Annotated in this window: 9 protein-coding genes; 3 read left to right on the top strand and 6 right to left on the bottom strand. The window is 27.1% G+C overall.

Annotated elements, in window-relative coordinates; translation table 11 throughout:
• Position 1 precedes the first annotated feature (1 nt).
• The 6 genes from iorA to KGF42_RS12450 all read right to left on the bottom strand — a co-directional run bounded on the left by iorA (position 2) and on the right by KGF42_RS12450 (position 9,682).
• Entirely contained in the window at positions 2-1,789 is a 1,788-nt protein-coding gene (gene iorA / locus KGF42_RS12475; protein WP_227822383.1) for an indolepyruvate ferredoxin oxidoreductase subunit alpha, read from the bottom strand.
• Between the two features lie 60 nt (positions 1,790-1,849).
• Entirely contained in the window at positions 1,850-3,109 is a 1,260-nt protein-coding gene (locus KGF42_RS12470; RefSeq protein ID WP_227826432.1) for an aminotransferase class I/II-fold pyridoxal phosphate-dependent enzyme, read from the bottom strand.
• Positions 3,110-3,369: 260 nt separating this feature from the next.
• Positions 3,370-5,370: a sigma 54-interacting transcriptional regulator gene (locus tag KGF42_RS12465; protein ID WP_227822385.1), complete on the bottom strand. Its 2,001-nt coding sequence runs from the start codon at positions 5,368-5,370 to the stop codon at positions 3,370-3,372.
• A gap of 7 nt (positions 5,371-5,377) precedes the next feature.
• Positions 5,378-7,207, bottom strand: a complete 1,830-nt coding sequence (locus KGF42_RS12460) for a GGDEF domain-containing protein (protein ID WP_306800922.1) — start codon at positions 7,205-7,207, stop codon at positions 5,378-5,380.
• An 83-nt stretch (positions 7,208-7,290) separates the two neighbouring features.
• Entirely contained in the window at positions 7,291-9,132 is a 1,842-nt protein-coding gene (locus KGF42_RS12455) for a GGDEF domain-containing protein (RefSeq protein ID WP_227826431.1), read from the bottom strand.
• 130 nt (positions 9,133-9,262) lie between these two features.
• A complete protein-coding gene (locus KGF42_RS12450; RefSeq protein WP_107595041.1) occupies positions 9,263-9,682 on the bottom strand; it encodes a DUF3785 domain-containing protein in 420 nt (139 codons plus the stop codon).
• A gap of 318 nt (positions 9,683-10,000) precedes the next feature.
• Here KGF42_RS12450 and KGF42_RS12445 point away from each other — a divergent pair, with 318 nt between their 5' ends.
• The 3 genes from KGF42_RS12445 to KGF42_RS12435 form a co-directional block, all read left to right on the top strand.
• On the top strand, positions 10,001-10,183 hold the full coding sequence (locus tag KGF42_RS12445) for a hypothetical protein (protein ID WP_054274392.1): 183 nt from the start codon (positions 10,001-10,003) through the stop codon (positions 10,181-10,183).
• Between the two features lie 334 nt (positions 10,184-10,517).
• Positions 10,518-11,534 carry an alpha-hydroxy-acid oxidizing protein gene (locus KGF42_RS12440; protein ID WP_227822388.1) on the top strand — a complete coding sequence of 339 codons (1,017 nt, stop codon included), beginning with the start codon at positions 10,518-10,520 and terminating at the stop codon, positions 11,532-11,534.
• A gap of 161 nt (positions 11,535-11,695) precedes the next feature.
• Positions 11,696-12,584: transposase (locus KGF42_RS12435; protein WP_227826430.1), on the top strand; the 889-nt coding region annotated here is incomplete at its 3' end.

The following is a 12,584-nucleotide window of genomic DNA, read 5'->3' as shown; positions in this document are numbered from 1 at the left end:
ATTATTTTTCCTCCTTAACTATTGCTTGTTTTGGACAAACTTGTGAACATACTCCACATCCTACACACTGATTTCTATCTATATTTGATAATTTATTTTCTTTATCAAATGATAGGGCTGGACATCCAGTTTTCAAACATAATTTACATCCTATACATTTATCATGGTTAACTTTACACTTAGTCTTAAATGGATTATTGAATTCTTCTATATCTTCTTTAGAGAATTTCTTAAGCACACATGGCCATCTTGTTATTATTACTGATGGTTCATCTTCTATAGCTAAAGCCCAATCTAATGCTTCATTTACTTCTTTTAGATTGTTAGGGTCTATAACTCTTACATGTTCAACTCCACAAGCTTTAACTAATCCTTCTATATCAACTTCTTTAGTTTTAGCACCTTGTAAAGTATATCCTGAACCTGGATTTTCTTGGTGACCTGTCATTCCAGTTATTCTATTGTCTAATATAATTGATATAGAATTACCTCTATTGTAAACTACATCTAAAAGTCCATTTATTCCTGTATGGAAGAATGTTGAATCTCCAAGTACACCTACTAATCTTTTTTCATTACCATCCTTCATATTAAGAACTTTTTGAGCTCCATGTGCAGTTCCAAAAGCAGAACCCATACAAACAACATAATCTATTCCATTATATGGAGGAGCAAATCCAAGAGTATAACATCCTATATCTCCACCAACTATTAAATTTTTTCTTTTTCCAAGTTCATAAAAGAATCCTCTATGTGGACATCCTGCACAGAAACTTGGTGGTCTTGGCGTTACTAATTCAGCTTTGTATTCTATAGTATCATTTGTTTTTCCAAATATAGCTTTTCTTAAAACATCTGGTGTCATTTCTCCATATGGAGGTATTACATCTTTTCCAATACAATCTATTCCATACGCTTTTATTTGTTCTTCTATAAATGGGTCATTCTCTTCTATAACATATATTTTATCAACTTTATCTGCAAATTCTTTTATTTTTTCATAAGGTAATGGATTTGTAAATCCTAATTTCATATATGATGCATTTTTTCCAAAGACTTCTTTAGCAAAATTACAACACATACCTGAAGCTATAACACCTATTTTTGTATCATTTATCTCATAGTAGTTTAAATCAGTTTCATTTGAGAATTTTTTAAGAATTTCCATTCTTTCTTCAACAACGCCTCTTCTTATTTGAGCATTTGCTGGAACAGTTACCATCTTCTTAGCATTTTTAATATACTCTTTAATTTCAATTTCTTCTCTATCATAGCATTCTACTAATCCTTTTGAATGACAGAGTCTTGTTGTAACTCTATATAAAACTGGTGTATCATATTTTTCACTAACTTCAAAAGCTTCTTTTATCATATCTTTAGCTTCTTGACTAGTTGATGGTTCAAATAAAGGTATCTTTGCAAATTTTGCATACATCCTATTGTCTTGCTCATTTTGAGATGAATGCATTCCCGGTTCATCTGCTGTAATAAGTACCATACCACCATTTACTCCTGTATATGCATAAGTAAATATTGGATCAGCTGCAACATTCACACCAACATGTTTCATAGAAGCCATTGTTCTTGCTCCTGCAATTGAACCCCCTATAGCAGCCTCAAGTGCTACCTTTTCGTTTGGAGCCCATTCTGCAACTATTGCATCTTTATATGTTGCTATATTTTCTAATATTTCTGTACTTGGAGTCCCTGGATATGCAGATGCATATTTAACACCAGCCTCATAGGCTCCACGTGCAATTGCTTCATTACCTGTCATCAATTGTTTCATATAAAATTCCCTCCATCTACAATTATTAAATTCATAGTCCACCCAATTTGTTCAATGAAATTAATTATTTATTTTTACTTCTAAACTTTCAAGTGCTTCTTTTATAATACTTGGAGCTTTCTTACATTTTTCTTCTGAAACTGCACAAACTGCAAATCTTAAGCCCATTTTTAGTGGAACTGTAAATAGATTATGTTTAGTTAATTCTTCACATACTTCTCTTGGATTATCACATGGTATACTTACAAAGAAACCTGCTATATATGGAAGAATTTCTAATCCTACTCTTTCAGCTTCTTTTACAAATACATCTGCTCTTCTAGTAAGCATGTTTTTGTATATTTCTTTTTCATCCTCATATTCTTTGAATTTTTTAGGGTCATTTACAATGTTAGATAATACTGCCATAGCACTTCTATTACAATTTGACCAGTTTGCTCTACATGAATGAACACATGAATAATGGAACTCTTCAGCTACATCCTCACTTGAAGAGATACAAATTATAGCACCCATTCTCATACCATAAGCTGTAAATCCTTTTGACATACTGAATCCAACTAATACGAGAACGTTTTCAGGTAAATTAGAAAATTTCTTAAAAAACTTTCTACATACATCATCATCACCTGCAAAGTCAATATATGCTGAATCTACGAAAAATATTATCTTTTTATCTTTATCTTTTGCAACTTCTTTTGATAAGCCTAATATTTTATCCCATTCATCATCTGCAACACTATATCCAGTTGGATTGTGAGCTGGTGTGTTTATAATTGTAAAAACTCTATCTTGTTTTTCTGCTATATTTATAAAATTTTCTTTAAATGATTCAAAATTAAACCTTCTATTTTCATCAAACAATTGGTAATTAACTACTTTTCTATTAGCTTCTTCAGCTATACTTACATATGGACTCCAGAACCAATCAGATGTTAAAACCTCATCACCTTCATTAGTATAGTTCCATACAGCTAATTTTATTGCACCACTTCCTCCTGGTGAAGCTAATACTCTTATATGTACTTCTGGTAAGTAATCTCTGAAAAATACTTTTTTAACTGCTTCTAAGTAATCTGGCTGACCTTCAAGAGCCGCATATGCACCTATCTCACAGTTGTCTAATGCCTTATATTCTTCATATACAGTTTTCATTGTTATTAATTTTCCTGAATCATCCATTAGAGCACCTATTGTTGCATTTATTACATTATCCATGCCCAAAGCTTTTTCTGCTGCTTGAGCTCTACCAGATAAGCTAAATATAACATCATTTTCTTTTGGCCACATTGCATGCTTACCAACCATACTTTGACTCATACCATCACCCCTAAAATTGTATTTACTCTCACATTATATATTAAGCAATTAGCATGCCAATAAATTTTATTTTATGTAAAACTGGTTTTGTTTAGAATTCTGATTTTTTTCATTATTAAATTAAGTATTTTAGTTGTTTCTCTTATGAATATATATGCTTGTCTAAAAAAATAAAAATTAACAAAAAAATAATGTTAATTTTTATTAACACTTGTTTCAAAAAATTAACATTATTTTTAAAAGAATATATGTAGTTGTATTTAAATATTTTTGTTATATTTTTTCCATAAAGATGTCCTGCTTATTCCAAGAACTTGTGCAACTTCATTTTTAGAAAGCCCCTGAGCAAAAAGCATATTTATTATTTTTTCTTCAACATACTTATTTACTTCTTTTATATCAATACTTACCTTACCATCATGTATTTTACTTATATCTATAGCCTCATCTTGAACTTCTGCACTTGCTGTCGTTTCAGAATTAAATTTATCTATTTCAGAATCAGGTGACATTTTTTTAGTTCTAAAATCTTGATTTTGTCTTAATTTAATTTTACCTGTCACAACATATTTTTGAGCTATTGTCTTTAGCTCTCTTACATTCCCAGGCCAACTATAATTATATAGATTATCCATTTCATCTTTGGGCAAAACAAAATTTTCATCTATGCTGTTTATTCCATTAAGACCATCATCTTTTAACACTTCATTTACAAAATTATTAAATAATGGTATTATATCTTCTCTTCTATCTCTTAAAGGAGGTATATTTATCTCTAAACTACTCAATCTATAAAATAAGTCTGCCCTAAATGTACCCATAACTATTTTTTCTGTTAAAGATTCGTTCGTTGCTGCTATGATTCTTATATCTAGAGGTATTATATAATCAGAACCTATTCTCATTATTTGACGTTCCTCTATTACTCTTAGTAGTTTGGTTTGAATATTAAAGGATAGACTATTTATCTCATCTAGAAAGAGAGTCCCTCCATGAGCAAGTTCAAACAATCCTCTTTTTCCACCTTTTCTAGCTCCAGTAAATGCACCTTCTTCATATCCAAAAAGTTCACTTTCAAGTAAATTTTCTGCTATAGTAGCACAGTTTATAGCAACAAAAGGTCTGTCTTTTCTTTTACTTATATTATGTATACTGTGGGCTATAATTTCTTTACCAGACCCACTTTCTCCATAGAGTAAAGTTGTGTAATCACTTTTTCCAATTTTTTTAGCTTCTTCAATAAATTCTTTAGTTAATTTATCTTTAAATAAAAAATCATCAAAAGTATATCTAGCATAAAGACCTTTTTTATTCAAATCAAATCTTATTTTTCTTTCTAGGTTTTGTAGTTTAGTTATATCTTGTATTATTCCTAAAACTCCATAAGTACTATTGTCAACTTTTATCAATGTCGTTCTAGTATTAACAATTAAGTTGTTTATATTTCTTATCTTTCTATCTTCTACATCATCTTTTTCATGTAAACAGTCTAACATCCACTCCATTTTTGGGAATACATCTAGTATATATTTATTGAGTGCACATTTTCTCTCTACTTTAAGCATGTTTTTTGCACTTTCATTGTATAAAATTATACTACCATTACTATCTATTGCAATTACTCCATCTTTTATACCATCAAGTATATTCCGTAACACTTCATTATTAAATTTTTCTTCACCTAATGTATCTAATAATTTTTTGCAATACTCGACAGCTTCTCTTATAGATTCATCACTAGCAGTTGCAAATACACTATCAATTCCATATTGTCTTGCAAAAGAACATGCTAGACCTCCACCTACTATTACGACTTCATCTTTTTGGTCTATATATTTTACAACTTTACTTCTTATCTCATATTTAGATTCAAACCATTCTTCAGTTATTTCAGTACTTATAACATTTCTCCAGCCAACATAATCAAAGGAAACTTCATTATCTCCCAAAATTAATACTACTTTTTTGGAATACCTTTTTGCTATTTCTATCGCTCTTAAAAGGTCAGTTGACTTCATATTCATAGGTATAACAGGTACATTTACTGTATCTATTACTAAACTATAACCTCCTCCTCTACCAATTATAGCTTGAGCACCTTTTTCAACAAGTATACGTCCTTGATTTTCCATTAAGTCTAGATTAAGTATGTCGATTATTATAGTTCCATTTTCTACGTCTTCTCTATATAATTCTTCTATTCTTTCTTTTAATTCAATATCAGAGGCTATAATTCCTATTTTTTTTCGCAACAAAATCACCTCAATTTTAAATTATAATGTATTGATTTCTACCTGCTTTTTTTGATTTATATAGTTTTTTATCTGCATCTTCAATTAATAGTTCAATATCTTTTCTACTACGACATCTTTTTATACTTACTCCAGCACTTATAGTTATATAGTTTTTTATTTTAGAATATATATGTTCTATACTCTCAAATTCAAGAAGTTTAAAAACTCTTTTAATGTATAATTCTATTTTATCAATCTCTTCAGCATTTATTGATTCTATAGAATCTACTAGTATTAAAATTTCTTCTCCTCCATATCTGATTATGTGTTCAGTAATATCTATAAATACATTCCTTATAATATCAGTTACCTTAATTATAACTTTATCTCCTGCTATATGACCATAGTTATCATTATAACTTTTAAAATAATCTATATCGACCAGTATTGCGACCATATTTTTATCTCTAGTCCCATTAAATAAATCCAACTGTTGTTCCAAATACCTTCTATTATACAGTTGAGTGAGCCCATCTTTTAAAATGTCATTTTCTAGTTTCTTATTATCATCCACAAGTACTCTTAAACTTTCTTGCTTTTGTCTAAGTTCATATTGTTTGTGAATTCCTTGAGACGTTTTATAGGAATTATTTTTTTCCCATTTATCAGAATACCAATCCATACTTTTATAATATTCTATTGCAAGTTTAAACTCTTTTTTTAACTCATATCCATTTGCTATCAACCCATAAAATATAGACATTTTTTTAGGATTTAATGAACTCTTTTTAACTAAATTTAGACCCTTTAGGTAATAGCTTATACCTTCATCTATATTACCAAATTTTATATATAAATCTCCATACAACTTATATATATAATCTAGTTTGGAATTATATATAAAAACATCTCCAAAGCTTTTATATATATTTTTTGATAAAATTAAATATGCGTTTACTCTTTCAAAATTACAATTATCTTTCTTTAACTCAATTTCTGCTGAATATAAAAATATAAATGAATACAAGTAATCCTTATACACACCTTCAACAACTTTCATCAATTTTATAGTCTTTATTAGAACAGCTTCTGCTTCTTTATTCATATCTTCTTTTAAATATGCCCAGATAAGGTCTATTTTTATAGCCACTCTTTCAGTTAGTGATATTGAGTTATTATTATGTGCAACATCTAATACATTATTTATATATTTTATAGCTTCTACATTATTTCCACTTTCTAAATAACACAAGCTTATTATACATTTACAAAAAGCTTCTATAGAGTATAAGTTATTTTCTTGAGCTAGCCTTAAACATTCAATCAGGTACTCCATACTCTTTATAAAGTTATTAAATAAATATAGATAAACTCTTCCAAATATATAGTTTGCTCTACTTACAAGGGGTTTATTTTTTAAATTTTTAAAAAAAGATACTTCTTCCACTAAAGCTATTATATCAGTTTTATTCTGATATAATGCACTTATTTCTACACACAAATTCATATTAAACAAGACCAACAACTCATTCAGGTTATTTTGTCTTATAATTTTTTTTGCTGATAAATAAAAGTTATTTGCCTTATCATATTTTCTTATAGAAATAGATGATAGAGTAAGATAAATATAAATCTTAGATATTATATCTGCATCATCTTTCAATGATAATTTTTTAATATATTCTAATGACTCTGTCAAATAATTGTATGATGCTTCTCTATCTTTTTTTATATAGTTTATAAGACTGATTAGATACAAAACATAGACTCTACTCTTATTTTCTAGTTTTGTACTTAAAAGGTCTTCGTGATAATCCAAGATGTAGTTTAAATCTGTCAAATTTAGATAAAATTTAGTCAACATATCATATTCTATCTTGTTTATATTTCTCTTTAAATCTTCTATTAAACTCCTTTTCAAGTAAATCACCAATCCTATTTCAACAGTTAAAAATTCTTAAAATCATGATAATGCAAACATCTATTTCGCCCACTTTGTTTTGCTTTATATAAGGCTTTATCAGCATTTCCAATTATTTCTCTTATATCTATACTACTATTTTTACATGTATCAATACCAATACTAACTGTCAAATTATTTTTTGAAAGTTTTTTTACAATCCTACATAACTTTCTTCCAAATATTTTACTTTTTTTATAATCTTTACATATAGATAATATCAAAAATTCTTCTCCACCATACCTTACCATAAGCATGTCTTTTTTTAGATATTTTTTTATTATTATAGCTATATTTTTAAGAGCAATATCTCCACTATAATGTCCATAAGTATCATTATATTCTTTAAAATAATCTATATCTATCATAAATACAGTACTGTATTCACTGACTTCTTGTTTTTCTAAAAACTCCTTCAAAAAAGCTCTATTATATACACTTGTTAAATGATCAATATACTTTTTCTTATCTAAATCAATCTGTACTTTTCTCATGTTATTTATTTCTTTTTCTATATATTCATGTCTATAATTTAAAGAATCTATATAATTTCTATTTCTAGCTTTTACATACATCATTTTTAATTCATAATACATTTTAAAATATTTCATACTCATCTCATAATTTTGAATCTTTTCAAAACACAAATATATATTCTTGTATGCTAACTTCACATAATTATAGTTTGTAGCATTTTTAGATTTTTCAAGGAGTTTTTTATTTGTACTTAAGGCATTCTCATAATCTCCAAAGACATAATATATTTTTGCCTGATGATAAATTACTTCCAAAGCATACATTGTATATTCTTCTATATTTTTTATCATACTTAAGATATTTTTAGCCCTATCTAAATAGCAAATTGACTGTTCAAACGATTTCTCATTACTTTTTGCGTAATACATGGATAAATTTATAAATAAATCAAACTTTTCTACTTCTTTTAAACTTTGATTCTTAATTTTTTCCAAATATACTTCAGATTTTGCTAAATTATTTATTGCTATAGAATAATTTTTAGTCTTTATTAATATTTTGGTTATATTATTTGACGCTCTATATTTTTGAATTATATTTACATTTCTATATTTTTTATTGCTTATTGCTTCATTAAAATATTCTATCGAACATTCATAATTTTCAAATGAACATTCACATTCACCTATCTTTATATTACATAATGAAGACATTTCCATGTCCTTTAGTAAATCTGCATATTTTCTTGCTTTTAAAAAATTTACTTTAGCAATTAGAGCATCATCTAAAAACAAAAAATATATTTTACCAATAATAAAAAAATATTTTTTTTTACAATTAAAATCGTTAATTTTTTTTACCTTTATATACAAACCTTCTATTTCTTTAATTATTATAGAAGATTCTATGCACTTACTTGCCTTAATGTAAATAAGTTGTGATTTAAAAATAATTTCTTCAACTGGACAATTATTTTCATCACAAAGAAGGTTAAATTTATCTATATACAATTTTGCCCTATTTACATCTTCATTTTTTAAACTTAAAATAGCTACTTGTGAATAGAATCGTGCTAAAAATTTATAATCTTTAGGTAAGTATTGCTCAATATATTTATAGGAAATCAAAATATACTCTTTCATTTTTTCACTAAGACCTTGAATACCGTATAATAAAGCTAGCAAAAAATTTGATTTTAATAACATCAAACTATTTTGTTCAGTTTTATAGCAATCGATTGAATTCTTTACTATATCAATTTCATTTTGAATAAAATCATTATTATTCAATAATCTTTCATTCAAGGTTAGCTTAAACATTGAATCTAAAATTGTATCATCTATCTCTTCCAAATATTTACTATATATTGTAACTCACCTCCGACTTACATTATCTCATAAATTTAGTACTTTTCCATACTATTTTTGAAAAAAGTTGATGTCTCAATTTAGAAATTTCTCTTAAATTAAGACATATATTACACTAAACTATACAATTTTCTATCTGAACTATATAATCCTGACAATTTTCACAAATTATCAAACTTACAATATAACTATTATCAACTTTATTTGACCTTGATAATTTATTAAAAGATAATCCTTTGTAATCAATAGATATATTACTTATTACATATTCTCCATCTTTACTGAAAATATAAAAATGATATTCTAGAAAAGGAAAGAATTTTTTCTTTTCTTTTACTCCTTCTAAACATAATGGACATGCTTCTTGATAATATTCTATATCAAAATCAACTTCTTCTGCTTCATTAAGTATATCAATTATTTTTGAAATACTTACTCCTTGAACTGGATTTTCTTCATCATTTATTAAAGCACTACAATTTTCCTCTTTTAATAAATATTCTTTATCATCATATATAAATTTGTATAAACTCATATTATATCCTCCTTACAATTATTAATCTCCAAGTTATTCTACCACTTAAACAAACTTAATAAAAGTAATTGTTTAAAATCTTTACAATTAATTAAGTCATATGTACCATATGTCGCTATATATCTACCTTAATTAATTCTTTTAAAATCCAAGTTTACGTTTTGAGCATCCAGTTTTCCAAAATCCATTGTCAAAACTCACTTTAACTATTATTATAAGTATATAAATATAGAACTGCATAGATGTGACACACTTAACTATTTAATATGATACGATTTAGTATCTAAATTTATATATTGTATATAGGGGGAGATATATATGTATAAAGATAAGAGTGATGAATGTATACACTTAATGACTGCATACATAGATAGTGAAAGTGGATATTATTCATTTATTGACACACAATTAGAAGATTTTATTGTTAAATATGGTGAAAACATTGTTGATTCAAATTTACACAGCATAATGATGTTGCTCTGTAAATGGGGATTGTCTTAGCATTTTGAGAAATTTTTTTATATATTGTATTCTGTATTATTTATTCATTAGTAAAAAAAGATTGTCACAAACTTAAAGACTATATATAGATTTTTAAAGAAATCTATATATAGTCTTTTTAAATTTCCACAAAATGTATACTTGAATAAGTTAAATTTATTTTTCTAAAATTTACCTATATTATATGCTATAATTTAAGTACCTACAACAATAAAAAATATCTAATATGTATTATCTAGTTTAACTCATCATAATATCATCTCTACATTTACAATTAAGATATTTTCAATATAGTAATGCTTAATTTTAATATTATAAAAAGGAGAGTTTTTGTATGAATTATAATGACTTATTAAAATCAGCTAGAGAGAACTTTAATGGAACATGTAAAGTCTGTAAAATTTGTAATGGATTAGCTTGTGCTGGAAATGTTCCTGGTATGGGTGGTAAAGGAAGTGGTTCATCTTTTATTGAAAATAGAAAGAGTCTAGAAAAAATAAAGATAAATATGAGAGTAATACATAATGTTTCAAAGCCAAATACATCAATAGAATTATTTGGTAGAAAAATGAGTTCTCCTATATTCGCTGCACCTGTTTCAGGAACTATATTGAATATGGGTGGTAAAGTTTCTGAAAGAGAATACATAGAGCCTGTTGTTAGAGGTTGCTCCAATTCTGGAATTTATGCTATGGTTGGAGATACTAATGTAGATACTTTTTTATTGGATAATTTAGATGTGTTAAAAGATAATGATGGAAATGGAATTGTATTTATAAAGCCTTGGAAGAATTCAAGGATAATAGAAAAGATTAGATTGTCTGAAGAAGCAGGTGCTTTTGCAGTTGGTGTAGACCTTGACGCTTGTGGATTGATTAATAATCAGCTTCAAGAAAATCCTTTTTCTCCTAAGACAATTGATGAAATTAGAGAATTGGTTGAGTCTACTAGATTACCTTTTATTATAAAAGGAATTATGACTGTAGATGATGCTTTGATGGCTGTAGAGTCTGGTGCTAGTGCTATTATAGTTTCAAATCATGGTGGAAGAGTGCTTGATTATACTCCTGGTACTTGTGAGGTACTACCAGATATAGCTAAGGCTGTAAAGGGAAGGATAACAATACTTGTTGATGGTGGTGTTAGGACTGGTGTTGATGTAGTTAAGATGCTTGGTTTGGGTGCTGATGCTGTTTTGATGGGAAGACCTTTTGTTACTGCTTCTTTTGGTGGTGGTATTGATGGTGTGGAGTTTTTTATAGATAAGATTAGAAATGAGTTGTGTGAGACTATGATTTTGACTGGATGTCAAGAGGTCAAGGATATTGATGGTAAGGTTATATGGAAGTGATTGTAAAACAAATTTATAACATTTATATTTAAATAAGAATATATTTAAGTAATTTAATAAAAAGGGGCTGTCACACTAGAAAATAGTGCTACGCCCCTATTTTGTATAAAAAAAATAAATCCCAAGTTCAAAAGAGCCTGGGATTCTTGTATAATAATTGTATGTCAAAACAAAACACTATACAATTTGATTATACTATTTATGGTGATAATTATCAATTTAAATTACCACTAAATATTGATTATATGATTCCAAAAGATGATTCTGTAAGGTTATTAAGTCAAATTATTGAGGAGATGAACTTAGAAAAACTATATAAGACTTATTCTCGAATTAGAGGAAATAGAGTAACCCCTAGACAACTTTTGAAAATTATAATATATGCAAACATGAACTGTATTTATTCTTCAAGAGAAATAGAGAAAGCATGCAAAAGAGATATTAACTTTATGTATCTGCTAGGCGGAGCCTCCGCCCCAGACCATTCAACAATTGCAAGATTTCGTAGTATTCATTTTTCACCAATAAGCAAAAATTTGATTGCACAGTTTACAAACTTTCTTGGAGATAATAAGGAGATTTCAAAGGACACTCTATTTATTGATGGTACAAAAATAGAGTCATCTGCTAATAGATATACTTTTGTTTGGAAAAAAGCTATAAATAAAAATATGGCTAAAATGATGAATAATATATCTGACTTCATATTAAAATGTGAGATTGATTTTGGTATTAAAATAATTTATAAGGATAAAATCAAAATCTATCATTTAAAGAAACTTTTAAAGAAACTAAAAAAAATATCAAAAGAATCAAATATAATATTTGTTCATGGAAAAGGAAAGAAAAAATCTATCGTTCAAAAATCTATAGAGCAATTAAATAATTATATTGATAGATTGAAAAAATATACTAAAGACCTTCATATAATGGGTGAACGAAATAGTTATTCTAAAACGGATAATGACGCAACTTTTATGAGAATGAAAGAAGACCATATGAAAAATGGACAACTTAAACCAGCATATAATATACAATTTGGTGTAGATT

Origin of the sequence: Clostridioides sp. ZZV15-6383, from assembly GCF_020657735.1 — a bacterium.
GTDB classification, from domain to species: Bacteria; Bacillota; Clostridia; order Peptostreptococcales; family Peptostreptococcaceae; genus Clostridioides; species Clostridioides difficile_D.
The sequence above is the reverse complement of the archived record's forward strand: the minus strand, read 5'-3'. Positions and strand labels throughout refer to the sequence as shown.

What these genes read in the sequence shown, in the direction of transcription:
- iorA (WP_227822383.1), bottom strand. Translation starts at nt 1,789, where the DNA reads ATGAAACAATTGATGACAGGTAATGAAGCAATTGCACGTGGAGCCTAT.
- KGF42_RS12470 (WP_227826432.1), bottom strand. Translation starts at nt 3,109, where the DNA reads ATGAGTCAAAGTATGGTTGGTAAGCATGCAATGTGGCCAAAAGAAAAT.
- KGF42_RS12460 (WP_306800922.1), bottom strand. Translation starts at nt 7,207, where the DNA reads ATGTTGACTAAATTTTATCTAAATTTGACAGATTTAAACTACATCTTG.
- KGF42_RS12450 (WP_107595041.1), bottom strand. Translation starts at nt 9,682, where the DNA reads ATGAGTTTATACAAATTTATATATGATGATAAAGAATATTTATTAAAA.
- KGF42_RS12445 (WP_054274392.1), top strand. Translation starts at nt 10,001, where the DNA reads ATGTATAAAGATAAGAGTGATGAATGTATACACTTAATGACTGCATAC.
- KGF42_RS12440 (WP_227822388.1), top strand. Translation starts at nt 10,518, where the DNA reads ATGAATTATAATGACTTATTAAAATCAGCTAGAGAGAACTTTAATGGA.